The organism is Nesterenkonia suensis (assembly GCF_054782935.1).
The window spans coordinates 16,298-41,607 of the sequence record NZ_BAAGRN010000024.1; the positions used below are offsets into that span (position 1 = coordinate 16,298).

Consider the following 25,310-nt stretch of genomic DNA (forward strand, 5'->3'; position numbering starts at 1 on the left):
GGGCGGATTTCTCCTCTCCGGTGCTCCGCGCGAGTGGCGGGCCTTGCCAAGACGGCGAGAGTGCGTTTCACTTATTGAAACGTGAATTTCAGCAGATGGCAACACCGGGAGGAGCTTTTCATGACATCGAGGCCGACAGGGACGACCGGGCAGCACCCGCGGGGCAACCCTGCCAGGATCACCGTGGAGACCGGGCCGCTGCGCCCCGACGAGGTCCTCGCGGTGTCACGCCACGACGCCGAGGTCGTGCTCGGGGACGAGGCGGTGGAGGCGATGCGCCTCTCCCGCGGGGTGATCGAATCCCTCGCCGCGGACCCGCTGCCCCACTACGGGGTCTCCACGGGGTTCGGTGCACTGGCCGTCAAGCAGATCCCGCCGGAGCGTCGACGCCAGCTGCAGCGCTCCCTGGTGCGCTCCCATGCCGCCTCCTCCGGCGCTCCCGTGGACCGCGAGGTCGTCCGCGGGCTGATGCTCAACCGACTGGCCACCATGGCCACCGGACGCACCGGCGTCCGCCCCGAGGTCGCTCAGCGGTACGCCGCCCTGCTCAACGCCGGGATCACCCCCGTGGTCGGAGAGTACGGCTCACTGGGCTGCTCGGGCGACCTCGCGCCGCTGTCGCACTGCGCCCTGGCCGTGATGGGGGAGGGGGAGGTCTTCGACGCCGACGGCGTGCGCCGTCCGGCCGACGAGGCGCTCGCCGCAGCGGGGATCGAGCCGATCGAGCTGCAGGAGAAGGAAGGCCTGGCGCTGATCAACGGCACCGACGGCATGCTGGGCATGCTGGTCCTGGCCGCCGCCGACCTGCAGATGCTGGTGCGCACCGCGGACATCGCCACCGCGATGACCATCGAGGCGCTGCAGGGCACCGACGCCGTCTTCGCCGCGGACCTCCACGCGCTGCGCCCGCAGCCGGGGCAGGCCGACGCCGCCTCGAACCTGCGTCGACTGCTCGCAGACTCGGAGCTCATCGCCGAGACCCGAGGCGGCGAGCACCGGCACACCCGCGTCCAGGACGCCTACTCCCTGCGCTGCGCACCCCAGGTCCACGGCGCGGTGCGCTCCACACTCGCCCACGCCGAAGCCGTGGCGGGCTATGAGCTGGCCTCCGCCATCGACAACCCCGTGGTCACAGTGGACGGCCGGGTGGAGTCCAACGGGAACTTCCACGGGGCACCGGTGGGATACGTCCTGGACTTCCTGGCCATCGCCGTGGCGGACTGTGCCTCGATGTCGGAGCGGCGCACTGACCGGATGCTGGACTCCTCCCGCAGCCATGGCCTCAACGCCTTCCTCGCCCACGACCCCGGAGTGGACTCCGGGCACATGATTGCCCAGTACACGCAGGCCGGCATCGTCTCCGAGCTCAAGCGCCTGGCCGTGCCGGCCTCGGCGGACTCCATCCCCAGCTCGGCGATGCAGGAGGACCACGTCTCGATGGGCTGGGCGGCCGGGCTGAAGCTGCGCCGCGCCGTCGACGGGATCATCCGCGTGCTGGCGGTGGAGATCCTCACCGCCGCCCGCGCCCTGGACATGCGCGACGGCGGGGTGGATCAGGCCCGCACCGCCGTCGCGCTCACGGCGGTGCGTCGGGCCGTGCGCTCCCGGGTCGCCGGCCCGGACACCGACCGGTACCTGGCCCCGGAGATCGACGAGGTCGTGGACCTGGTCCGCGACGGCGAGATCCTCGCCGCCGCAGACCAGGCGCTGGGATCCCCGCTGCGCTGATCAGGCGACGCAGGCACAGGCCTCGCCTGGTCTGCCCACCCGCCCCGCTCGTCTCACTGGCCCGCTGGGCGGAGCCTCACAGGCTCCGCTCAGCGGGTCCGTTGTAGGCGCTCAACGGGCGGATCAACGCGTTGGAGGCCCGCTGCTCCATGATGTGGGCCGTCCAGCCGGTGATCCGCGAGGCGATGAACAGCGGAGTGAACATCTCGGTGTCGAAGCCCATGAGGTGGTAGGTCGGACCCGCCGGGTAGTCGAGGTTGGGCTTGATGCCCTTGGCCTCGTCCATCGCGGCCTCGAGTCCGTCATAGAGGCCCATCAGCTCACCGCGGCCGTAGTGGGCGACCATGGCGTCCAGGGCCTGCTTCATCGTGGGAACCCGGGAATCGCCGTTCTTGTAGACCCGGTGCCCGAAGCCCATCACCTTGCGCTTCTCAGCGAGCGACTGCTCCATCCAGGCTTTGGCACGGACGGCCGCCTCGGCGCGGGTCTCGGAGGGGTCGATGCCGATCTCCTCGAACGTGTGCATCACCGCCTCGTTGGCGCCGCCGTGCAGCGGGCCCTTCAGCGCGCCGACCGCCGCGGTCACCGCGGAGTGCAGGTCGGCCAGGGTGGAGGTGACCACGCGTGCAGTGAAGGTGGAGGCGTTGAAGGAGTGTTCGGCGTAGAGCACCATCGAGACGCGGAACGCATCCACCACCTCGGCGGGCTGCTCCTCAGCGAAGGTCATCCACAGGAAGTTCTGGGAGTAGTCCAGGTCATCGCGCGGTTCGACGACGTCGAGGCCCCGGCGGCGGCGCTGATCATAGGCGACCACGGCCGGGAACGCGGCGAAGAGCGCCTTCGCCTTGGTCAGCTCCACCTCGGGTGCGGAGTCCTCGGCCTGCGGGTGGGCGGCCCCCAGCACGGAGATGGCGGTGCGGCCTACGTCCATCGGGTGGCAGTCGACAGGAAGCAGATCGATGGCGGCCTTCACCCGGGGATCCAGCGCCCGGTGGGCGCGTTCGAAGGCGGTGAACTCCTCCCGCTCAGCTTCGCCGGGCAGCTCCCCGGTCCAGAGCAGCAGCGCCACCTCCTCGAAGGACAGCTGGGCGGCCAGCTGCTGGACCGGGTAGCCGCGGTAGAGCAGAGAGTTCGTCTCCGGATTCACCTTGGAGACCGCAGTGTGATCGGCGATCACGCCGGCCAGTCCCTTGCGGACCTGCTCGGCGTCGTGGTTCTCGGACATCGGTGACCTCCTCAGGTCAGTGGTTCGGCTCGTTGCTGCGGTGAATCTCGGGCACCTCGAAGTTGAAGATGCCGGTGTCGAAGGTGTTGTACGCCTCGTAGTCGACCAGCTCGTAGAGCCGGGCGCGGGTCATCATCTCGTCCACAGCGGGCTCCTGAGTGCCGTGGGAGGCCAGGGTGTCCAATGTCCGCTCGATCGCGCCCATGGCCGAGCGCAGCGAGGTGACCGGGTAGATGATCATCGCCACGCCTGCGTCGGCGAGCTGCTGCCGGGTGAACAGGGCGGACTTGCCGAACTCGGTCATATTGGCCAGCACCGGCACGTCCACCGCCTCGCAGACCGTGGCGAACTCGCTGAGGTCCTTCATGGCCTCAGGGAAGATCGCGTCCGCTCCGGCGTCGACGAGCGCCTTGGCCCGGTCGACGGCGGCGTCGGGTCCTTCGACGGCGCGCAGGTCGGTGCGCGCCATGATGAGGAAGTCCTCGTCCCGGCGCCCCTGGGCTGCGGCGGCGATCCGCTGGGTGGCGGTCTGCAGATCCACCAGGTTCTTGCCGTCCAGGTGGCCGCAGCGCTTGGGGTTGAACTGGTCCTCGATGTGACAGCCGGCCAGGCCGGCGTCCTCGAGCTCCTGGACGGTGCGGGCCACGTTCATCGGCTCGCCGAATCCGGTGTCGGCGTCGACCAGGGCGGGAAGGTCCGTGGCCCGGGCGATCTGCCCGGCCCCGTGGGCGACCTCGGTCAGCGTGGTCAGTCCGATGTCCGGCAGGCCGAGCTCGTTGGCGAGCACCGCTCCGGAGATGTAGACGCCGTCGAAGCCCTTCTCTTGGATCAGTGGCGCCGAGAGGGGGGTGAAGGTCCCGGGGAACTGGCGCGCCGCGCCGGGGACGAGCATCTCGCGCAGCGCACGGCGCTTCTGCCGCGGTGTGGTGGTCGAGTACAGCATCTCAGAAGAGTCCCTTCGGACCGGCGGTCGGGTCGATGACGCCGTCGGCCGCCTGCACGTTGAGCTGATCCAGCTCCCCGGCGGGCAGCGACTCCAGGTGCTGGACGGCCTCGAGGAAGCGCTCGACCTCGTCGTCGGCGACGACGTCGGCGGCCAGGGAGCGGAACTTCTCGATGTACTGCTCCCGGGCGAAGGGGCGGGCACCCAGCGGGTGGGCGTCGGCCACGGCGATCTCATCGGTGATGGTGCGGCCATCGGTCAGCCGGATCTCCACGGAGCCGCCGAAGGCCTTCTCCGCGATGTCCAGGGAGTGGTAGCGGCGGGTCCACTCCGGGTCCTCCTCAGTGGTGACCTTGTGCCACAGTGCCACGGTGTCCTCACGACCGGCGCGCTCCGGGGCGTAGGAGTCCACGTGGTGCCAGGCGCCGTCCTGCAGCGCGACCGTGAAGATGTAGGGGATCGAGTGGTCCAGCGTCTCGCGGGAGGCGGTGGGGTCATACTTCTGCGGGTCGTTGGCCCCGGAACCGATCACGTAGTGGGTGTGGTGACTGGTGCGGATCAGGATGGACTCGACATTGCCCGGCTCAGTGGCCTCGGGGTGCTGGTGGTGGAGCTTCCGGGCCAGATCGATCCAGGCCTGGGCCTGGTATTCGGCCGAGTGCTCCTTGGTGTAGGTGTCCAGGATCGCGCGCTTGGACTCACCGCTGGCCGGCAGCGGGACCTCGTAGGAGGCCCCCGGACCGTCCAGCATCCAGGCGATGACGCCGTCCTCGCCTTCGTAGATCGGCACCGGGGAGGTCTGGCCGCGCATCGCCCGGTCCACTGCTTCCACGGCCATCTTCCCGGCGAAGGCGGGGGCATGGGCCTTCCATGTGGAGATCTCGCCCTTGCGGGACTGACGGGTCGCGGTGGTGGTGTGCAGAGCCTGGCCGACGGCCTGGAAGATCGTCTCGGTCTCCAGGCCCAGCAGGGTCCCCAGGCCGGCGGCCGCGGAGGGACCCAGGTGTGCGACATGGTCGATCTTGTGCTGGTGCAGGCAGATGGCCTTGACCAGGTCCACCTGGATCTCATAGCCGGTGGCGATGCCGCGGATCAGTTGGGCGCCGGAACAGCCGGTGTGCTGGGCGACGGCCAGCAGCGCCGGGATGTTGTCGCCAGGGTGCGAGTAGTCGGCCGCCAGGAAGGTGTCGTGGTAGTCGAGCTCACGGACGGCGACGCCGTTGGCCCAGGCGGCCCATTCCGGGCTGGACTTCTCGGGGATGCCGACGATCGAGCCTCCGGCGCCGGAGGCGGAGACCCGGTGGTCCAGCGCCTGGGCGCGGGCGGCGACGATCGGCGCCCGCTTCAGCGAGGCCACGGCCACTGCGGCGTTGTCGATGATGCGGTTGATCACCATCTCGGTGACCTCCGGGTCCACGGAGACGGGATCGGCGGCGACCTGGGCGATCTTCCAGGCCAGCTGCCCCTCACGGGGCAGGTTCTCCTCGCTGCGGTGCACCCGCACGGTGTGGGTGATCATGGGGCGGTGTTCCTCTCTGGATGGATGATGCGTCAGGGGCGGTGGTCAGGGGGCGGTCTTCAGATCAGCGGCCGGCGCGGTGGCTCGGCCGGTGATGTAGGCCAGGCTGCGTCGCAGGTGGATGAGCATCGCCGCGGCCGCGGTCTCGCCGTCGGCTGAGGCGATGGCGGAGCAGACGGTGCGGTGTTCGCGGGCCGACTCGGCCAGCCGGGCCGGTTCGTCACGGGCGAGCCGCCGGACGCGCACCAGGTGCACCCGCAGGCTGCGCAGCGCGCCGGTGAGATACGGATTGTCCACCGCCTCGGCGATGGCGTCGTCCAGCTGCGCGGCGAGTTCGTAGCACCGGTTCTCCAGGTCGTCCCTCTGCGGTCCGTGGAGGGTCAGGGGGCCGGAGGGTGAGGCCAGTGCTCCTTCGAGCTCGGCGAAACGAGCGGCCAGCGCCGTGAACCGGGTGGAGTCTCCGCGGTGCGCGGCGAGCCGCGCCGCCTGGACCTCCAAGGGGAGGCGCAGCTCGAAGAGCAGGTCCACGTCGTCCAGCGAGATGGAGCTCACCAGGGTGCCGCGGCCCTGACTCTGATCAGCGAGCCCGTCGGCGGCGAGCCGGGAGAGCGCCTCGCGCAAGGGGGTCCGGGAGACTCCGAGGCGCTCAGCCTGTTCGACCTCGCCGAGCAGAGTCCCCGGGGCGAGGGAACCTTCCAGAATCTCCTCGCGCAGCCGCTGGTAGGCACGATCGCTGGCACGCATACCTGCAGTGTATACAGCGCAGGCCGATGTGCACGAGACCCACGGTGCGGGGCCGTCGTGCAGGGACCTGGTGTATACATGGATCTTTACTGGGTGTGAGGCAGGTCATAGTCTGGGTGGGGTGGGTGCACGAGTCCGTGCAGGACAGGCAGGACAGGACCAGGAGGGCTGCCATGGCGGCACAGCAGACGTGGCGCGGGGACTACCGGGAGATCCACGGCCGCTCGTTGCGGGACCCGGAGGACTTCTGGCTGCACGCCGCACAGTGCGTGGACTGGGACCGCCGCCCGGAGCGTGCCCTGGACGACTCCGCGGCGCCGATCCACCGCTGGTTCCCCGACGCCCGGCTGAACCTGAGCCGGAACTGTCTGGACCGTCACCTGGAGTCGGGCCGCGGCGAAGAGATCGCGCTGATCCACGATTCCGCGGTCACCGGCACGGCGCGCCGCTACACCTACGCCGAGCTCACCGACGAGGTCGCCCGCTGCGCCGGAATGCTCGCGGAGCTGGGGGTCGGCCACGGGGACCGGGCCATCATCTATCTGCCGATGATTCCGCAGGCCCCCATCGCGATGCTCGCCTGCGCCCGGCTCGGCGCGGTGCATTCGGTGGTCTTCGGCGGGTTCGCCGCAGCCGAGCTGGCCGCCCGCATCGACGACTCGTCCGCCGACGTCGTGCTCACCGCCAGCGGCGGGATCGAGCCGTCCCGGCGGGTGGAGTACCTGCCCACCGTGGCGGAGGCGATCGCCCTGGCGGAGCATCCCGTCCGTGAGGTCGTCGTCCAGCACCGGGACGGGTTCTCCCACGGAATGGCGGAGGCGGCCGCAGACTCACCGGCCCGCTGGCAGGACTGGGAGCAGCTCTCGGCCCAGGCGACCCCTGCAGGACCCGTGTCCGTGGCGGCCACCGACCCGCTCTACGTGCTCTACACCTCCGGCACGACCGGTCGCCCCAAGGGCGTGGTCAGGGACCAGGGCGGCACGGCGGTGGCGCTGAGCTGGTCCATGGCCGCCGTCTTCGACGTCGGGCCCGGCCAGACCATGCTGACAGCCTCCGACGTCGGCTGGGTGGTGGGCCACTCCTACATCGTCTACGGCCCCCTGCTGGTCGGGGCCACCACGGTGCTCTACGAGGGCAAGCCCGTGGGCACCCCCGACGCCGCGGCATTCTGGAGGCTGATCGACGACCACCAGGTCACCGCGCTGTTCACCGCCCCGACGGCGCTGCGGGCCATCCGCAAGGCCGACCCGGAGGCGGCCCTGCTGGCCGAGCATGACACCTCCTCGCTGCAGCACCTCTTCGTCGCCGGCGAGCGGCTCGATCCGGACACGCAGCGGTGGATCGGTGAGGCGCTCGGAGTGCCGGTGATCGACAACTGGTGGCAGACCGAGACGGGATGGCCCATCGCGGCGAACCCCGTCGGCATCGAGCCCCTGCCGACCAAGGAAGGCTCGGCGACCGTGCCCATGGCCGGCTACGACGTCGTCATCCTCGGCGCTGACGGCGAGGAGCTGCCGGCGGGTCAGGAGGGCACGATCGCCCTGCGGCTGCCCCTGCCCCCGGGCACCCTGCCCACTCTGTGGGGAGACGACCAGCGCTACATCGACTCCTACCTCGCGGCGTTCCCCGGCTTCTACGCGACCGGGGACTCCGGAGTGCTGGACGAGGACGGCTACCTGTTCGTCATGGGTCGGACCGACGACGTCATCAATGTGGCCGGCCACCGTCTGTCCACCGGGGCGATCGAGGCCGCGGTCGCCTCGCATCCTGCGGTGGCCGAATGCGCTGTCATCGGTCTGGCCGACGAGCTCAAAGGCCAGCGTGCCGGAGGATACGTGGTGCTCAAGACCGGGTATGAGAGAGACCCGGGCCTTCTGCGCGAGGAGCTGACCGACCTGGTGCGGCGCAGGATCGGGCCGGTGGCCGACTTCAAGGACGTCGCCGTGGTGCCCGCACTGCCCAAGACCCGCTCCGGGAAGATCCTGCGCAAGACCATGCGGCAGATCGCCGACGGCGAGGAGCACCGGGTGCCCTCCACCATCGAGGACCCTGCGGTGCTCGATGAGCTCGTCCCTGTGCTGCGCCGCCAGCGGTGAACGCCCCGGCTGCGGTGCGCAGGGGGCGTCCTTCAATCTGGGGATGAACAGCCGGCGTGTGGTCGGCACCGGGTCGGGGGTAGTCTGGTCGGGTTCTGCCCGCCTGCGGTGGTCCTCCGGTGGCTGACCGGAGCCTCCTCGGCGGCGCACCGGCCTCATGACAGGCGGTGCCACACGAGACGACGGCGCGACGGAGAAGCGAGGGAGTCAGTGAGCAACGACCAGCCGACCGAGCTCTTCACCATCCATGGTGAGGCGATCATCGGCCCCACCGGCCGTCCCAAGCATGAGTTCCCCGTCCCCGCTCCGCTGACGAGCACCGGCCCCGCGCGCACCATCGCGATGGTCAATCAGAAGGGCGGGGTCGGCAAGACCACCTCGGCGATCAACCTGGGGGCCGCGCTCGCTGAGTATGGACGCAAGGTGCTCATGGTCGACTTCGACCCACAGGGGGCGCTCTCCGCAGGGTTGGGCACGAGTCCGCATGAGCTGGAGACCTCCGTCTACAACGTGATGATGGAACGTGAGGTCGCCGCCCGCGACGCGATCCTGACCACGCATGTTCCCGGCGTTGACCTGCTGCCGGCGAACATCGACCTCTCTGCCGCCGAGGTGCAGCTGGTCAACGAGGTCGCCCGCGAGCAGGTCCTGGACCGTGCGCTGCGTCAGGTCAGCGATGACTATGACGTCATCATCATCGACTGCCAGCCGTCCCTGGGCCTGCTGACCGTCAACGCGCTGACGGCGGCCCACGGGGTGATCATCCCGCTGGTCGCGGAGTTCTTCGCGCTGCGGGCGGTGGCGCTGCTGGTGGACACCATCGAGAAGGTGCAGGATCGGCTCAATCCGGACCTGGAGATCGACGGTGTGCTGGCCACGATGGTCGACACCCGCACCCTGCACAGCCGCGAGGTCATCGCCCGGATCGTCGAGGCCTTCGGGGACAAAGTCTTCGAGACCGTCATCAAGCGCACGGTGAAGTTCCCCGACGCGACCGTCGCCGCGGAGCCGATCACCTCCTACGCCCATAAGCATGAGGGCGCCAAGGCCTATCGGCAGCTGGCCCGGGAGCTCGTGGCCCGCGGCGGGGCGCCCTGACCGCTGCGGAGCCTCCGATGAGCGATGCCGCTGTCGACCACCCTGACGACACGGCTGGCGACACCCTCGCCGCCGGCGTGGCGGAGACCGAGGGGGCCAGCGGTTTCACGGTCTCCCTGGAGAACTTCGACGGACCCTTCGACCTGCTGCTGGGGCTGATCGCGAAGCGACAGATGGATGTCACCACGGTGGCGCTCGCCGCGGTCACCGACGAGTTCGTCGGATACGTCCGGCGGCTCTCCGCCGAGGCCGGGGCCGAAGAGGGTTTCTTCAGCCCCCAGGCGTTGGACGAGTCCTCGAACTTCATCCTGGTGGCGGCCACACTGCTGGATCTCAAAGCCGCCCAGCTGCTGCCCAGCGGAGAGGTGGACTCCGAGGAGGATCTCGCGGCCCTGGAAGCCCGTGACCTGCTGTTCGCCCGGCTGCTCCAGTACCGGGCGTTCAAAGAGATCGCCTCCCAGGTGCAGGCCACCTTCGATGAGAACTCCGGCCGGTTCGCCCGCCAGCCGGGGAGCGACCCCCAGCTGGCGGGCCTGCTGCCTGAGCTGGTCTGGCGCACCACCCCGGAGGACCTGCGCGCCATCGCGGAGAAGGCCTTCGCCCGCCCCGCCGTGGAGCCCGACGACGTGCGGCTGGAGCACCTGCACGCCCCGGTGGTCACAGTGCGCGAGGAGGTGGCGACGATGGCCACCCGGCTCCGGGCCGCCGGGATGCTGAGCTTCTCGGAGCTGGTCCGGGACGCGGAGAACAGGATGGTCGTCGTCGTGCGGTTCCTGGGGCTTCTGGAGCTCTTCCGCGACCGGGACGTCGACCTGAGCCAGGACTCTCCGCTGGGAGAGCTCATGGTCAGCTGGTCCGGTCCGGCCGAGGGGGAGACCCCGGCGGCTCACCGTGCCGCGACCGAATGGGACGACGGATGGGACGACGGATGGGATGACGAGCAGGAGGCGCACGATGGCTGAGCCGGAGGGGCAGCACAGGGATCCGGCCCTGGAGTCGGCGGAGGATGTGCAGCTGGTCGACCATGAGGACTTCCTCGGAGCCGTGGAGGCGGTGCTCATGGTGGCCGAGGAGCCGGTGACCCCCGCGGAGCTCTCCGCGGCGGTGCGGATCCCTGAGCACCAGGTCGTGGTGCTCCTCGACCAGCTGCGTGCCGAGGCCGACGGCGCGGCAGGAGGTCGGCGTCGCGGCTACGAGCTGCGCGAAGTGGCCGGTGGGTACCGGTACTACTCCAGGATGGAGTATGCGGAGCAGGTCTCGGCGTTCGTGCTGGGCGGGCAGACCGCCCGGCTCTCCCCGGCGGCCCTGGAGACCCTGGCGATCATCGCCTACCGCCAGCCGGTGGCGCGCTCGCAGGTGGCGGCGATCCGTGGGGTGAACGTGGACGGTGTCGTGCGCACGCTGGTCCACCGTGGCCTGGTGGACACGGCGGGGACGGACCCTGTCACCGGAGCCACGCTCTACACGACCACCCGGATGTTCCTGGAGAAGCTGGGCGTGGGATCCCTCGACGAGCTGCCGCAGCTCTCCCCTCATCTGCCCGGGGTGGAAGCGGCCGAAGACCTGGCGGAGGACGCCTGAGCCGCGGGTCGGTCCGGTTTGCACATCCCCGTAGAATGGAGCTCATGACTTCTTCCGGGAAGCGCCCTGGGGCGCCCAGAGAGCCGCGCGCGGCGCGAGCCGCTCGGACCCCCCGGGCCGGAGTGGACGGCGGTCCGTTCGCCCGGGAGGACCCGCAACGTCTCATCTCCGGTCAGCCTCAGCGTGCCAAGCCGCGGCTCGGCGAGGCCGAGGAGAACTTCTCGGCCGTCCACGACCCTGGCGGCGTGCGCCTGCAGAAGGTGCTCGCACAGGCGGGGGTCGCCTCCCGGCGGGTCTGTGAGGATCTCATCGCCGAAGGTCGGGTGCAGGTCGACGGCCGAGTCGTCGTCGAGCCCGGTGTGCGGGTCGTGCCGGAGCGCGTCGTCATCCATGTGGACGGTGTGCGGCTCAGCCTCGACGTCGAACATCGCTATGTGATGTTCAACAAGCCCTCTGGGGTGGTCACCACCATGGACGACCCGCAGGGCCGCCGCAGCATCGGAGACTACCTGGACCCGGAGATGATCGCGGCCCGGCTGGTGCACGTCGGACGGCTGGACCGCGAGACCGAAGGTCTGCTGCTGCTCACCAACGACGGCGAGCTCGCCCACCGGCTGACCCATCCGTCCTATGAGGTGCCCAAGACCTACCTGGTGGAGGTGACCGGCCGGGTGCCGAAGACGCTGAGCCGCACGCTCACCGGCGGCATCACTCTGGACGACGGTCCCATCGCTGTGGACTCCTGCCGCCTGCTGGGCAGCGCCTCGGGGCGCAGCATGGTGGAGGTGACGCTGCACTCGGGGCGGAACCGGATCGTGCGCCGCATCTTCGACCACGTCGGCCACCCCGTCACCCGTCTGGTGCGCACTGCGATCGGTGACATCACCATCGGAGACCAACCGCAGGGCACCGTCCGAGACCTGGGCAAGCAGGAGTTGGGTCATCTGTTGGATCTGACCAGCGTGCCCGCGAGCGACGCGGGACCACACCGAGGAGGACGCGGGTGAACCCGCTGAGCACCACACCAGACTTCGGCCGCCAGTCGCCACGGGTGCTCATCCGCGGCACCGGGCTGCTCGGCACCAGCATCGGCATCGGGCTGCGGGCCGACGGCCACGAAGTCCAGCTCTCCGACCCCTCCGGCACTGCCGAGTCCATCGCCAGGGACATCGGCGCCGGGTCCATCCGCGACGCGTCAGACCCGGATCCGGGGATCGTCATCGTCGCCGCACCGCCTGAAGTGGTCGCCGCCGAGGTGGCCGATGCACTGGTGGAGTTCCCGGAGGCGATCGTGCTCGATGTGGCCTCCGTCAAGGCCGAGGTGCTGCGCGAGCTGCGCGACCTGGCCCAGGCCTCCGGGCACGAGGTGCGCCCTGCGGACCTGGCCCGGTACGTCGGGACCCACCCGATGGCCGGTCGGGAGCAGTCCGGGCCGGTGGCCGCCCGGGGTGAGCTGTTCACCTCGATGCCCTGGGTCATCACCCCCGCCCGGGAGGAGACCAGCGGCGAACAGGTCCCCACCCCGGCGGCGGTGGCCTGGGCGGAGGAGATCGCCCGTCGTTGCGGTGCCACGGTGCACTACATGGACCCGGACGAGCATGACGCCTCGGTCGCGCTGATCTCTCACCTGCCGCAGATCGCCGCCTCGCTGGTCGCCTCCCGGCTGCAGGACGCTCCCACCTCAGCCCTGGCCTTGGCCGGCAATGGACTGCGCGACGTCACCCGCATCGCGGCGTCGGACCCCGGACTGTGGGTCCAGATCCTCTCCGCCAACGCTGCGCCGGTGGTGGAGATCCTTCATGGGTTGCGCGATGACGTCGCCCGACTGATCCGCACTCTGGAGGACCCCCGGGCCCCTGGCGGACAGGCCGACATCGCGCAGCTGATCGCCGAGGGCAACTCCGGCAGGGACCGGGTGCCGGGCAAGCACGGGGCCCCGCCGCAGTCCTTCGCGCGGCTGATCGTCATCGTGGATGACCGCCCAGGTCAGATCGCCGGGGTGCTCAACGACGTCGCGGAGGTCGGGGTCAACGTCGAAGACATGCGCATGGACCACTCCGCCGGCCACCAGGTCGGTATGGTGGAGCTGTCCGTGCTGCCCGGCCGCAGGGACGAGCTGGCCGGGGCGCTCACCGAACGGGGATGGAAGGTGGTCCAGGGATGACTGCAGGCGCGGCTGACCGTACCGTCAGCAGTGCGGCTGATCCGCTCACAGAGGGCCGTCGCCAGCAGGGCGCCGGCTCCGTCGAGGGGCGACGGCTCATCGTCGCGGTCGACGGACCGTCGGGATCCGGGAAGTCGAGCGTGTGCCAGGCGGCGGCCCGGCGTCTCCGGGCAGCGTACCTGGACACCGGGGCGATGTACCGGGCGGCGACCTGGTACTGCCTGGACCGTGCCGTCGACCTCGACGACGAGGACGCCATCGCGCTCGCCGTCGAGGAGCTGCCGATCTCGCTCTCCACCGACCCGGACCATCAGACCGTCACCGTCGGTCAGGCCGACGTCACCGCGGCGATCCGCGAAGCCAGGATCTCCGAGAGCGTCTCGGCGGTCGCGACCAATCGTCAGGCGCGGGCCCTGCTGGTCTCCGCCCAGCGGCGGCTCATCGATCAGGCGGGCTTCATCGTCGCCGAGGGCCGCGACATCACCACGGTGGTGGCGCCGGATGCTCAGGTGCGGGTGCTGCTGACCGCCTCGGCGGAGGTGCGGCTGGCCCGTCGGGGGCTCCAGCTGGGCGGGACCCAGTCGACCGAAGCGCTGGAGCGTCAGGTGCTGGCCCGTGACGCCAAGGACTCCGCGGCGGTGAACTTCACCGAGGCGGCAGACGGGGTGGCCGTGCTGGACTCCTCCGACCTGACGTTCGAGGAGACCGTGGAGGCGCTGGTCTCGCGTGTCGAGTCGGTGCGCGGAGCGGGCGCGTGAGCACGGTGCCGGCCGACGTCGGCTGGAGCCGTCCCGGCTCGCCGCCCGAGCGCAGGTGAGCGGGTCGGAGGCCTCCCGGTGCTCCGTCCCTGCCCCTCCGACCGACTTCTTCCTCCAGACCTCTGACAGACCTCCTACAGACCCCAAGACTTCGCACAGACCAGGAGCAGCAATGGCCCGACACGATGACGCGACCCCTCAGGGCGGCGAGGATTTCACCCCTGCCGTCGAGGATGACCGCCTGGCCGAGCGGCTCGCCGCGATCACCGAGGAGGAGGCCGAGGCCCGCGCCGCCGCGCTGCGCGCCGGGCTCGAGGACTACGAGCTCGAGGACGAGGACGCGGCGCTGCTGACCGGCCAGGACCACGACGACGAGGGTGAGCCGTTCGTCCCGGCGCCACCGGTGCTGGCCATCGTGGGTCGGCCGAATGTCGGCAAGTCGACTCTGGTCAACCGGATCATCCGTTCCAAACAGGCGGTGGTGGAGGACGTGCCCGGAGTGACTCGGGACCGCGTCTCCTACGACGCCGAGTGGAACGGCAAGGAGTTCACGATCGTGGACACCGGAGGCTGGGAGCAGGACGCCCGCGGCATCCACCGGCGGGTGGCCGAGCAGGCCGAGGTCGCCGTGGACGAGGCCGACGCGGTGCTGTTCGTGGTCGACGGGCTGGTCGGTGCGACTGCGGTGGACGAGGCCGTGGTGCGCATGCTGCGCCGGAAGAAGAAGCCAGTGCTGCTGGCCGCCAACAAGGTGGACTCCGACGCGCAGATGGCCGAGGTCTACGGGCTGTGGAATCTCGGCCTGGGGGAGCCGCATCCGGTCTCCGCCCTGCACGGGACCGGGACCGGGGACGTGCTGGACGCCGCGGTGAAGGCCATGCCGGAGACGGCCCAGCACGGGGGGCTGGTCCCACGGGGAGGCCCGCGTCGGGTGGCACTGGTGGGGCGGCCCAATGTGGGCAAGTCCTCTTTGCTGAATAAGCTGGCCGGAGCGGAGCGGGTCGTCGTCGACGACGTCGCGGGCACCACCCGGGACCCCGTGGACGAGATGGTCGAGCTCGGCGGCAAGACCTGGAGGTTCGTCGACACGGCCGGCATCCGGCGGCGGCAGCACATGGCCCAGGGCTCCGAGTTCTACGCGATGCTGCGGACCCAGCGGGCGTTGGACAAGGCTGAGGTCGCCGTGGTGCTGCTGGCTGTGGACGAGCCGATCTCGGAGCAGGACGTGCGCATCCTGCAGCTGGCCGTGGACTCCGGCCGGGCACTGGTGATCGCGTACAACAAATGGGATCTGCTCGATGAGGAGCGCCGCTATTACCTGGAGCGGGAGATCCAGCGCGACCTGGGTCACGTCGCCTGGGCTCCGCGGGTGAACGTCTCGGCGCAGACCGGGTGGCACAAGGACCGCCTGGCGCCTGCTCTGGAGACCGCTCTGGAGAACTGGGGGCAGCGGATCCCCACCGGTCGGCTCAACGCGTTCCTCGGTGAGCTGGTGGCCGCGCACCCGCACCCGGTCCGCGGCGGCAAGCAGCCCAGGATCCTGTTCGGGACCCAGCCGTCGAGCCGTCCGCCGAAGGTCGTGCTGTTCACCACCGGCTTCCTGGATGCCGGATATCGACGGTTCATCGTGCGTCGGCTCCGTGAGACGTTCGACTTCACCGGCACACCGATCGAGGTGTCCATGCGCGTGCGGGAGAAGCGCCGCCGGAAGAAATGACATCCGGGGGTCGATGCGGCATCGGGGCCCGAGTTGTTGTAGACTCTCGTGGTGGCCGCAACGGCCGCGAAGAATCGGGATGTGGCGCAGTTTGGTAGCGCACACGACTGGGGGTCGTGGGGTCGCAGGTTCAAATCCTGTCATCCCGACAGAGCAGAGAACCCCGGATCGCTGAGATGACAGCGATCCGGGGTTCTCTCGTCTCTGCGGACGCCTCTGAGGATCGAGCGACCACGAATCACGGCATCTCGCCCCGCCCAGCGGCGTCTCCCCGGGGAGACCTCGTGAGGTGTGGCCGCTCGACGTGCTCAGGCATGGACGACGTGAGTGACCGGGCCGGAGTGATGGTGGAACAGCAGGCTCAGCAGCTCCCCACGCGATGTCGTGGAGGTTTTGGACAACACGGACCGGACGTGGTCCCGGACCGTGTGCTCGGAGATGAAGAGCCGGCTCGCGATCTCACCGGTGGACCGTCCGTTGGAGAGCTCGGCGAGGACCTCCTGCTCCCGGGCGCTCAGCCCATAGGCTGCGACGACCAGAGGCATCACTTCCGCAGGACGTGACGGCTCGATGATCAGGACGATTCCTGTGAGCCGACCGTCCGGGGTCAGGGTGTGATCCCCCCGGATCGTCAGCCACCGCCCTGACCGGCCATGCAGCCGCGTCACGGGGGGCTCGGCCCGGGGGCGACGGAGGGCGCGGGCGCGCGTCAGCGTGGCGACCATGTAGGCCTCTCCCGGCAGGCTCGTCTCCGGGCCGGCCTCGATCGGGTGGGCCCAGAGTTCGGCGAGCAGCTCCGGGGCGCTGTCGTTCATCGACGTGACCTGCCCGAGCGGATCGAGCGTCACGACGCCGGGGGTCCAGTCCCCGCCGTCGGCTCTGAGGTCCAGGACGGTGCACCGCTGAAGCCCCGCGGCGATGACGGGACGCAGACGCTCCAGCCAGAGGAGGGCGTCGTCGTCGAAGTCCTCCTCGCCGCTGTCCCGCAGGAAGTTGCCCACTCCCCAGCAGATCCCTCGCCAGGAGAACGTCGTGCGCAGTTCGGCGCCGAAGCCCATGGGGCCGTTCAGCTCCCGGTGCCGCGGGCTCAGCTGCGGATGTCCCTGGGTGACGCGGTGCAGCGTGGTGGCCGCCGACGCCGTCCGGTGCATGTCTGTGAACTTGTTGAAGTCCGGCTCGAGGAACTCGTTGTGCATCCAGGGCGCACACATCGCTTCGGGCAGATTCTCGATGACGGCAGCCGTGGAGAGCACGAGGGTGTCGGGATCCGTCGCGCTCAGCAGCATCCCGGACATGCCCAACGCCTCATGGAGCGGAGCGCGCAGACCGTCGATGAGATCCATGGTGTTCGGGGCATCGGCGCAGACCTCCTGGACCCGCCTGGTGGCGCTGGCCCGGTGTCTCGGACGAAGAACGGATGCAGTGGTGTCGTGGAGCACCATGGGCTGAGTGTGATCCTCCGCCCCGGACCTGTCAAGGATTGGTGTGCGCGCTGCCGAATATCCCCCCGCATATCCCCCCGCTGTGGGGGTGGCGTCGGAGAGAGTGCCCCGTGAGCGGGGATGGTCGCCCGCTCGACCGAAGCACATGCTTGAGGTGCCGCAGGTCTGCGGACCCCGCCACAGGCCGGGGCCCTTTTCACCTTCTCACCGTCGAGCTGTCAGGGGATCGCCATGACCGTCCCATCTCACGTCCCATCCCACGTCCCATCCCACGTCCCATCCCACGTGACGACTCATGTCCGGTCCCTCGACTCTGCCCATGCCACGGACATCGAGCGCCTCGCCTCGGCCTGCCGGGGCCCGGTTCTGTCCCCGTCGGACGGCGCGGAGTATCTCGAAGCGTGCTCCGGGTGGAACCTGGCCTGGACCCAGCGGCCGGCCGTCGTCGTCGTCGCGGCGTCGGTGGTCGACGTCGTCCATGCAGTGCGCCATGCCGTCGACCATGACCTCACTGTGGCTGTTCAGAACACCGGCCACAGCGTCACTGTGCCCGCGGATGATCGCACTGTGCTGATCGTCACCGGCGGACTCGACCAGGTGTCCATCGACGCGGCCTCACGGACGGCCACCGTCGGCGGGGGAACCGCCTGGAGTCCGGTGCTCGCGGCCGCGCAGCAGCACGGTCTGGCTCCGCTGCTGGGATCAGCTCCGCATGTCGGCACCGTCGGCTACAGCCTCGGTGGCGGCTTCGGCTGGTTGGCGCGCAAACACGGGCTCGCCGTCGACGCGGTCCGGTCAATGCGTGTCGTCCTCGCCGACGGCAGCACCGTCACAGCCTCACCCAGTGAGGAGCCGGACCTGTTCTGGGCCCTGTGCGGCACAGCAGGAAGCGGGCTCGGCGTCGTCGTGGAGATGACGACCGGGCTCGTGCCGGTGGAGGAGGTCTACGCGGGAAACCTGTTCTATCCGCTCGACGCCGTCGGTGAGGTCTTCGAGCGCTATGTCGCCTGGTCCGATCAGGCTCCTGCGGAGCTGACCAGCGCCTTCAACATCACAGCTTTCCCGCCCCTGGAGATCGTCCCGGAACCGCTGCGCGGACAGACCTTCGTGATCGTGCGGGGATGCTGGGCCGAAGATCCGAGGGACGGGACCGGGTCGGGGAAGACCTGGGTGGACGCGTGGCGTACCTGGCGGACGCCGCTGATGGACACCTGGGGGACGATCCCTTTCGCCCGATCGGCTGAGATCTCGATGGACCCGGTGGACCCGCTCCCGGCAGCCTCCAGCGGGCGATGGCTGGCACAGATCGATGGAGAGGTGCTGGCGGCCATGGTGGAGGCGGTCTGTGGAGGCAGGAGCCCCTCGCCGGTGCTCTTCGCCGAACTCCGGCACGCAGGGGGAGCGATCCGGGCCGACCGCCCGGAGGTCAGCTTCGCCGCGCGACAGGGCGACCGGATGCTCGAACTGGTGGGTCTGGTCACCGGTCCCGCCGCGGACGCGGATCTGGAGGCCCGGTTCACCACGATCTGGCGGCGCCTGAACGAGCACCTCGCCCCACTGTCCGGGTACCTGAACTTCGTCGAGGGCCACGAGCGGGTCGACGTCACTCGACAGGCGTTCGACGCTGAGACGAGGCGCCGTTTGCAGACCGTGAAGCGCCGGTTCGACCCGCAGGACCTGTTCCGTCACGGCGTCCCGCTCATAGGACGGCGCTGAGGCACCACGAGACGGGCGGCGCGAGCTGCCATGATGAGAGAGGACGACGATCATGCGACACCTGACGACAGCCCTGGGAGCCGCCGCCCTGATGGCAGCGGCGACCATCTCCCCGGCCGGGGCGACCGGACAGTCCGACCTGGCTCAGGTCCGGTCCGCGACGGTCGCCTACCAGGATGTGCGAGTCGCGATGGAGGCTGGCTATGGGCAGACATCCGGCTGTGTGCCGAACATGGGGTACCACTATCAGCGCGGAGTGGCTGCCACGGCCGAGGATCTGGATCCGCTGAACCCGGAGATCCTCGTCTACGCTCCGCAGCCGAACGGGAGGCTCGCGCTGGTGGCCGTCGAATACGCCTCGTGGGACGCGGAGGCGGAGCTCTTCGGCACCACGTTCGATCCGCCCCACCCGCATGGCGGGCCACCGTTCCACACGCTGCACGTGTGGATCTGGCAGGGAAACCCGGACGGGATCTTCGCCCCCACGAACCCGAACGTCCGGTGCCGATGACGGAGGGTGATGTCTCCGCTCCGAGGTCGGGCGGTCTTCGCTAGGGTGGTGATGGACTGTGTTGCCTCGTGGAGACGGCATCTCCATGACGGCAGTGACAGGATGCTCCCCTTCCTCGTCAGGAGACTCCATGGCTGCTTCCGGCACCTCGGCCGCGGCGACTTTCCGCGCGGCCCTTCTCGACATGGACGGCACGCTGGTGGACTCCCGTGCGGTGGTCGAGAAGCTCTGGCTGCGCTGGGCCGACCAGCACGGTCTGGATCATGATCTGGTCCTACGGACAGTCCATGGTCGCCAGGGACACGAGTCCATGGCGATCCTGCTGCCTCACCGGGACCCGGAGACCAACGCCCGGGAGAACCGCCGCATGCTGGCCACCGAATCGGACGACACCGCCGGAATCGTGGCGATCGCGGGGGCCGCACAGCTGTTGGAGGATCTGGAGGGTGTGCCGCACGCACTGGTGACCTCGGCGGATGCACGCTTGGCGGCCTCCCGGATGCAGGCGGCCGGGCTGCGGATCCCGGAGCACCGGATCACGGCAGAGGACGTCTCTGCCAGCAAGCCGTCGCCCGAAGGATTTCTCCGGGGTGCCGAACTGCTCGGTGCCGCACCGGAGGAGTGCGTGGTCTTCGAGGACTCCGAGGCTGGTGTCGAGGCAGGTCTGGCCGCCGGGATGACGGTGATCGGGGTGGGCGCCCATGCCCGGGAGTATGAGCCGACCCATGCGGTGGCGGACCTGACCGGTCTTCAGGTCACGCCGGACGGCGACGGCAGGTTCACCGTCACCTGGTGATCGGGACGGATTCCGCGGCCGGGGCTGTGGGATCGCTAGAGTGTTCTGCATGGCAACCACTGCGCAGACATCCCGGTATCCGATGGCGGAGGAGATCGGCTGGTTGATGAACCGTCTCAACCAGCTGCGTGCGGACAGGTTGCGCGTGCTGCTGGAGCCGCTGGGCCTGAGCGCGCGGTCTGCGGCGATGCTGACGGCAGTGGCGAGCCTCCCGCAACCGGTGGCCCAGTTCGAGGTCTGCCGTGCCCTGGTGCTGGACCAGGCCAGTGTGGCGATCATCGCCGACGCCCTGCAGAAGCAGGGCCTCATCGAACGTACCCGCGACCATCAGGATCGGCGTCGCTACGCCATCACCCTCACGGAGGCCGGCGTCGAGCTCCAGCGCCGCTGCGCCGAGCAGAGCGGGATGGCCGAGGAGGAGCTGCTGGCGGGCATGCCTGAGGACGACGTGGCCACGCTGCGCTCCCTGCTCACCGAGCTGGCCACGCGGCGCGGCATCATCTGACCGGCATCACCTGACCGGCATCATCTGACCGGCATCACCGCAGCAGAACCCCCGGAGCTGTTCCCGTGTGCCTGAGACGTCTCCGCGCGCCTGTTCCCCGGCGAGCTGCGTGACCTGGGGCGGAGTTCGGGGACGACATTTCTCGGACGCACCCCTTGACGACGTGACGCCAGTCACTTTATAGTCATAACAGTTTGTGGCACAAACTGTTGGATCACTGGCACGTATGAGAGGTGGAGGCACCATGGGACAGGGAGCACGCATGATGCGCTGGACGGCCGGAGCGGCCGTCGCGGCGGTGGCACTCACCGCATGTGGTGAGGGCGGCAATGGCGCAGACGACGGTGACGGCGGCACGCTGAGCTTCGGCGTCGTGCCTCTGGAGACCGCGACCGAGACGCTGGACAACTGGAGCTTCTTCATCGAGATCTTCGAGGAGGAGACCGGCTACGAGATCGAGCTGTTCGAGGCCACTGATCCGGCGGCCGTGATCGAGGCGAGCATCGCCGGAGACCTGGACTTCGTCCAGCTGGGCCCGTTCGCCCAGTGGATCGCCCGCGACAACGGCGCCCAGCTCGACACCGTCGGCGCGACAGCCCCAGACGAGCAGGGGCCGCGCAACGCCTCGGTGGCTGCGGTCCGCGCGGATTCCGGCATCACCGACATCACGCAGCTCGCCGGAGAGGACGTCTGCTTCATCTCTCCGGGCTCGGCCACCGGCTACCTCTTCGGAGCCGCGGCGTTCCTCGGGGAGGGGATGGATCCGGAGGCCGACGTCAACGGCATCTTCGTCGGTGACCACGCCTCCGCAGTCCGCACGATGTACGACGGAGAGTGCAGCGCCGTCTTCACCCACCGCGAGATGGCCGAGGTCATCTTCTACGACGACAACGACGACGTCGAGGCGGGCGAGCTGGAGATCATCTGGCGTGAGGACATCCCCGAGGGCGGGATCTCGGTGTCCACGGAGATCGACGAGGAGCTGCAGACGCTGATCACCGAGACGATCCTCGAGCTCAACGGCGACGTGGTCTACGAGCGGGGCGACTGCCCCGAGGACCTGCTCGCCGAAGGCGAGACGGGAGACTTCTGCCGGGTGATGGGACAGTTCTGGGGCATCGTGGATCAGGACGAGTCCTATTGGGACCCGATCGCTGAGGTCTGCGAGCTCACTGACGCGCCGGCCTGCCAGAGCTGAGGTGAGGACCGTGACGAATCACGAGAACACGGCACAGGATATGGCGGTGAGTCTGCGCAACGTCACCAAGGAGTTCAATGATGGTGAGGTCAAGGCGCTGCGCGGGATCGATCTGGAGGTTCCTCGGGGCCAGAAGCTGGTGCTGATGGGGCTCTCGGGCTCGGGGAAGTCGACCACGCTGCGGGTGTTGAACCGGCTGCATGATCCGACCTCTGGTGAGCTGACGGTGCTCGGCGAGGACACGATGGCCATGTCGGCCCGTGAGCTGCGCCGGTTCCGGCAGCGGGTGGCGTTCATCTTCCAGCACTTCAATCTGGTGGGTCGGCTCACTGCGTTGGAGAACGTCATGGCCGGGGCGCTGGGCACGCTGCGTGGGCCCCGGTATGGGGTGATGACCTATCCCAATGCGATGCGTCATGAGGCTTTGGCTCAGTTGGAACGCGTCGGGCTGGGGGATCAGGCTTTCCAGAAGGCCGGCACGCTCTCGGGTGGGCAGCAGCAGCGGGTGGGCATCGCTCGGGCGTTGTTCCAGAAGCCTGAGCTGGTGCTGGCTGATGAGCCGGTGGCCTCGTTGGACCCGGAGTCTTCTCGGCAGATCATGGAGCTGCTGCTGAAGGTCTGTGAGGAAGATGGGCTGACCGTGATCTGCAGTCTGCACCAGGTCGAGCTGGCCATCGAGTGGGCTGATCGGATGGTGGGGCTGCGGCATGGAGAGATCGTCTTCGACCGGGATGCCTCGCAGATCACGATTGCAGATGCCTCGACGATCTATGCCAGCACTGACCCCACCGCCAGTTCTGACCCGGAGGCGGCATGAGTGTGATGGAGACTGCGCGGCCGCGGGTGCTGCGGCCGCCGAAGGACAAGAAGCGACGTCGTCTGCAGCTGGTCGCTCTGGTGGTGGTCGCGCTCTTCGGCGTGGCGCTGTGGCAGACCGGGTTCACTCCCTGGAATGTGTGGGGCCGGATGGACTCGGTGGTCAATCTCATCGATCGGATGATGCCGCCGAGTTTCGTGGACTGGCAGCGCTATGTCGTCGCGGTCATCGAGACGCTGTGGATGGTGCTGGCCGGTACGGCGATCGCGTTGGTGCTGGCGGTGCCGGTCTCGGCGCTGGCGGCGCGGAACATCACCACCGGGCCGGTGGCCTACAACGTGTGTCGGTTCATCATCACGCTGACTCGTGCGGTGCCTTCGCTGGTGTTCGCGCTGATCTTCGTGCGAGCGATCGGGGTGGGGCCCACTGCGGGTGTGTTGGCGATGGGGATCAGTTCGATCGGGATGATCGGGAAGTTCTTCGCCGACCGGATCGAAGAGATCGACATGGGCATCGTCGAGGCCAGCAGGGCCTCGGGGGCCACGAGGATCCAGACGTTCTTCTCCGCAGTGCTGCCGCAGGTGATGACCAACTGGATCTCGTTGTCGCTGTATCGGATCGACATCAATCTGCGCAATGCGGTGATCCTGGGCTTCGTCGGTGCTGGTGGCATCGGGCTGGAGCTGCAGCGGGTGCAGGGCCAGATGGTCTACACCCGGGTGATGGCCATCGCGATCATCATCTTCCTGCTGGTGCTGCTCACCGAGCGGCTCTCGGCGATGGCTCGCGCCGCGGTGCTGGGCAGTGAGGCTCCGGCGAAGGACAACCCGTTCTCGCTGCGGGCGAAGTACAAGGCCTTCCGGAGTCGCCGGGTCGAGCAGTCGGCCGCCCGGGCGGGCGAAGGGGGCACCGCCGGGACGCCGACGTCGACCGCGACGCCGACGTCGAAGTCGACTCCGAAGCCGACGGCGGCGACGGGGCGGCGTGCTGCCTGGCGTCGTCCGAGCGCTGAGGGGCGTATCAGCGTCGGTTGGGATCCCTTCCGGCTGCGGCGGTGGACCATGGGCTGGACGGCGGTGGCGCTGACGGTGTTCAGCTTCATCATGCTCGGTTTCGGGCCGGTGCAGCTGGTCGTCGCGATCCAGGACATCATCCCGTATGTGGTGAGCATGTTCCCGCCGGACTTCGTGACCAATTTCGCTCGGCATCTGGATCTGATGTTGGAGACGATCTGGATGGCGTTGGCGGCCACTGTGCTGGGGCTGATCATCTCTCTGCCGATCGGGATCCTCGGGGCGAAGAATGCCACGTTCCATCCGATCGCGGAGAAGTTGGCCAGGTTCTCCACGATCGTGGTCCGTGGTATGCCGGAGCTGATCATCGCGGTGCTGCTGGTGGTGGCCTTCGGGATGGGTCCGCTGGCTGGTGTGCTGGCGTTGACGATCGGTTCGATCGGACTGGCCGGCAAGCTGATCGCGGACACGATCGAGGACACGGATCTGTCCAAGCAGAACGAAGCGATGCGCGCGGTGGGGGCAGGTTGGCTCCAGCGCACGGTGACCTCGACGATTCCGTCGACCTTGCCCGGAATCATCGGGGTGGGGCTGTACATGTTCGACGTCTTCGTCCGTGCGGCCACCGTGATGGGCATCGTCGGTGCTGGTGGTATCGGCCTGGCTCTGGATGCTTCGATCCGTGGTCGGCAGATGGACCAGACCCTGGCCCTGATCATCATGATCTTCATCACCGTCTATGCCACTGAGAAGTTCTCAGGTTGGCTCAGGAGGCAGATTCTGTGAACACCACGACACCTGATGACGTCGTTCTGGGGAGAATCGCTCGCCAGGCCGCGGAAGCCGTCGCGGAAGACATCCGCCGGGCCTTCTTCGGAACTGTCGAGGTCGAGCACAAGAGCTCAGAGTTCGACCCGGTCACCGAGGTCGATCGACGCTCCGAGCGCAGGATCCGACAGATCCTGGCCGAAGCGACTCCGGAGGCGGCGATCTCCGGGGAGGAGTACGGATCCACTGACGGTGCGGTATCCGGAGGGTCGGCGTCGTTGCGCTGGCACATCGATCCGATCGATGGCACGCATAACTTCATCGCCGGGATCCCGTACATCTCGACCTCGGTGGCCGCCGAGCTGGACGGGGTGCTCGTCGCTGGGGCTGTGCATGACCCGCTGCAGCGGGAGACCTTCTGGGCCTGTCGGGAGAAGGCCTGGGTCAATGATCAGCCCCTGGCGTCGGCGGACGAGGACCCCGGACGCCCCGGGGTGATGACCTCGCAACCGTTCCAGGGGCTGCAGTCCAGCGGTGGTGATCTCGACGAGCTGATCGGCATCTGCCAGAGCTTCGGCATCGTGCGCAACCCGGGGTCCTTCGCCCTGCAGGTGGCTCATGTGGCCGCAGGCAGGGCCGCCGGAGCGTTCGAGCTCACCGGGGCGGCACCGTGGGACATCGCCGGAGGGATCGCGGTGGCCCAGGCCACGGGCTGTACGCACCTGCGGCTGGGCCAGGCTCCGCCGGGATTCGGGGACTGGGCGAGTCATTCGTATCTGATCACTCGGGATCCCGCCCGGGCCGAGGAGCTCGGACCGCGTCTGACCCGGCTGATGGACCGAGGCGAGGTCCCCGAACGACTCGCCGCCCTGCTCGCCATGTGACACGGTCTGGGCCACCCCTCATCGCCCCCGGACAGGGAGGTCATGTCAACGTATGACCGCCCGACCGGGGGCGATGGTGGTCTGGGG

General features: G+C 69.1%; 22 protein-coding genes and 1 tRNA gene. 18 read left to right on the forward strand and 5 right to left on the reverse strand.

The features are described from left to right. Window positions 1-120 precede the first annotated feature (120 nt). Window positions 121-1,728, forward strand: a complete 1,608-nt coding sequence (gene hutH / locus ACYVKI_RS13390; protein ID WP_460690859.1) for a histidine ammonia-lyase — start codon at window positions 121-123, stop codon at window positions 1,726-1,728. A gap of 76 nt (window positions 1,729-1,804) precedes the next feature. Here the strand turns inward: hutH and ACYVKI_RS13395 are convergent, their stop codons facing one another. From ACYVKI_RS13395 to ACYVKI_RS13410, 4 genes are read right to left on the reverse strand one after another with little or no spacing between them, the layout of a single operon-like run. Beyond that, entirely contained in the window at window positions 1,805-2,953 is a 1,149-nt protein-coding gene (locus tag ACYVKI_RS13395; RefSeq protein WP_460690860.1) for a bifunctional 2-methylcitrate synthase/citrate synthase, read from the reverse strand. Between the two features lie 16 nt (window positions 2,954-2,969). Beyond that, window positions 2,970-3,896, reverse strand: a complete 927-nt coding sequence (prpB, locus tag ACYVKI_RS13400; protein WP_460690861.1) for a methylisocitrate lyase — start codon at window positions 3,894-3,896, stop codon at window positions 2,970-2,972. A gap of 1 nt (window position 3,897) precedes the next feature. Continuing rightward, window positions 3,898-5,415 (reverse strand): MmgE/PrpD family protein, encoded by a 1,518-nt coding sequence (locus ACYVKI_RS13405; RefSeq protein WP_460690862.1) that lies wholly within the window; start codon window positions 5,413-5,415, stop codon window positions 3,898-3,900. 45 nt (window positions 5,416-5,460) lie between these two features. After that, window positions 5,461-6,159, reverse strand: coding sequence for a GntR family transcriptional regulator (locus tag ACYVKI_RS13410; protein ID WP_460690863.1), 699 nt, complete (start codon window positions 6,157-6,159; stop codon window positions 5,461-5,463). 173 nt (window positions 6,160-6,332) lie between these two features. Here ACYVKI_RS13410 and ACYVKI_RS13415 point away from each other — a divergent pair, with 173 nt between their 5' ends. The 9 genes from ACYVKI_RS13415 (at window position 6,333) to ACYVKI_RS13455 (ending at window position 15,722) form a co-directional block, all read left to right on the forward strand. Next, window positions 6,333-8,255, forward strand: a complete 1,923-nt coding sequence (locus ACYVKI_RS13415) for an AMP-binding protein (protein ID WP_460690864.1) — start codon at window positions 6,333-6,335, stop codon at window positions 8,253-8,255. 210 nt (window positions 8,256-8,465) lie between these two features. Continuing rightward, window positions 8,466-9,353 carry a ParA family protein gene (locus ACYVKI_RS13420; RefSeq protein ID WP_460690865.1) on the forward strand — a complete coding sequence of 296 codons (888 nt, stop codon included), beginning with the start codon at window positions 8,466-8,468 and terminating at the stop codon, window positions 9,351-9,353. Between the two features lie 17 nt (window positions 9,354-9,370). Continuing rightward, on the forward strand, window positions 9,371-10,315 hold the full coding sequence (locus ACYVKI_RS13425) for a segregation and condensation protein A (RefSeq protein WP_460690866.1): 945 nt from the start codon (window positions 9,371-9,373) through the stop codon (window positions 10,313-10,315). Beyond that, window positions 10,308-10,934, forward strand: a complete 627-nt coding sequence (gene scpB / locus ACYVKI_RS13430; protein WP_460690867.1) for an SMC-Scp complex subunit ScpB — start codon at window positions 10,308-10,310, stop codon at window positions 10,932-10,934. Before ACYVKI_RS13425 ends, scpB begins: the two co-directional genes overlap by 8 nt. Before the next feature lie 44 nt (window positions 10,935-10,978). Next, on the forward strand, window positions 10,979-11,941 hold the full coding sequence (locus ACYVKI_RS13435) for a pseudouridine synthase (protein ID WP_460690868.1): 963 nt from the start codon (window positions 10,979-10,981) through the stop codon (window positions 11,939-11,941). Further along, window positions 11,938-13,098 (forward strand): prephenate dehydrogenase, encoded by a 1,161-nt coding sequence (locus ACYVKI_RS13440; RefSeq protein WP_460690869.1) that lies wholly within the window; start codon window positions 11,938-11,940, stop codon window positions 13,096-13,098. Before ACYVKI_RS13435 ends, ACYVKI_RS13440 begins: the two co-directional genes overlap by 4 nt. Then, window positions 13,095-13,856, forward strand: coding sequence for a (d)CMP kinase (gene cmk, locus ACYVKI_RS13445; RefSeq protein WP_460690870.1), 762 nt, complete (start codon window positions 13,095-13,097; stop codon window positions 13,854-13,856). Before ACYVKI_RS13440 ends, cmk begins: the two co-directional genes overlap by 4 nt. A 172-nt stretch (window positions 13,857-14,028) precedes the next feature. Continuing rightward, window positions 14,029-15,573, forward strand: a complete 1,545-nt coding sequence (gene der, locus ACYVKI_RS13450) for a ribosome biogenesis GTPase Der (protein ID WP_460690871.1) — start codon at window positions 14,029-14,031, stop codon at window positions 15,571-15,573. A gap of 75 nt (window positions 15,574-15,648) precedes the next feature. Continuing rightward, window positions 15,649-15,722: transfer RNA gene (locus ACYVKI_RS13455), tRNA-Pro, on the forward strand. 159 nt (window positions 15,723-15,881) lie between these two features. On the opposite strand, the gene ACYVKI_RS13460 is transcribed toward ACYVKI_RS13455, so the two are convergent. Next, window positions 15,882-17,015: a helix-turn-helix transcriptional regulator gene (locus tag ACYVKI_RS13460; protein WP_460690872.1), complete on the reverse strand. Its 1,134-nt coding sequence runs from the start codon at window positions 17,013-17,015 to the stop codon at window positions 15,882-15,884. A gap of 285 nt (window positions 17,016-17,300) precedes the next feature. Between ACYVKI_RS13460 and ACYVKI_RS13465 the strand changes: the two genes are divergently transcribed. From ACYVKI_RS13465 to ACYVKI_RS13500, 8 genes are all read left to right on the forward strand, one after another. After that, a complete protein-coding gene (locus ACYVKI_RS13465; RefSeq protein ID WP_460690873.1) occupies window positions 17,301-18,731 on the forward strand; it encodes an FAD-binding oxidoreductase in 1,431 nt (476 codons plus the stop codon). Window positions 18,732-18,783: 52 nt separating this feature from the next. Then, window positions 18,784-19,242, forward strand: coding sequence for a hypothetical protein (locus ACYVKI_RS13470; protein ID WP_460690874.1), 459 nt, complete (start codon window positions 18,784-18,786; stop codon window positions 19,240-19,242). Window positions 19,243-19,372: 130 nt separating this feature from the next. Next, a complete protein-coding gene (locus ACYVKI_RS13475) occupies window positions 19,373-20,038 on the forward strand; it encodes an HAD-IA family hydrolase (RefSeq protein WP_460690875.1) in 666 nt (221 codons plus the stop codon). Between the two features lie 49 nt (window positions 20,039-20,087). After that, window positions 20,088-20,543 (forward strand): MarR family winged helix-turn-helix transcriptional regulator, encoded by a 456-nt coding sequence (locus ACYVKI_RS13480; protein ID WP_460690876.1) that lies wholly within the window; start codon window positions 20,088-20,090, stop codon window positions 20,541-20,543. A 262-nt stretch (window positions 20,544-20,805) separates the two neighbouring features. Further along, a complete protein-coding gene (gene phnD / locus ACYVKI_RS13485) occupies window positions 20,806-21,741 on the forward strand; it encodes a phosphate/phosphite/phosphonate ABC transporter substrate-binding protein (RefSeq protein WP_460690877.1) in 936 nt (311 codons plus the stop codon). A 10-nt stretch (window positions 21,742-21,751) separates the two neighbouring features. Next, window positions 21,752-22,558: a phosphonate ABC transporter ATP-binding protein gene (gene phnC, locus ACYVKI_RS13490; protein ID WP_460690878.1), complete on the forward strand. Its 807-nt coding sequence runs from the start codon at window positions 21,752-21,754 to the stop codon at window positions 22,556-22,558. Further along, window positions 22,555-24,357: a phosphonate ABC transporter, permease protein PhnE gene (phnE, locus tag ACYVKI_RS13495; protein WP_460690879.1), complete on the forward strand. Its 1,803-nt coding sequence runs from the start codon at window positions 22,555-22,557 to the stop codon at window positions 24,355-24,357. Before phnC ends, phnE begins: the two co-directional genes overlap by 4 nt. Further along, on the forward strand, window positions 24,354-25,223 hold the full coding sequence (locus ACYVKI_RS13500; protein ID WP_460690880.1) for an inositol monophosphatase family protein: 870 nt from the start codon (window positions 24,354-24,356) through the stop codon (window positions 25,221-25,223). The genes phnE and ACYVKI_RS13500 overlap by 4 nt, the downstream gene beginning before the upstream one ends. Window positions 25,224-25,310: the final 87 nt, after the last annotated feature.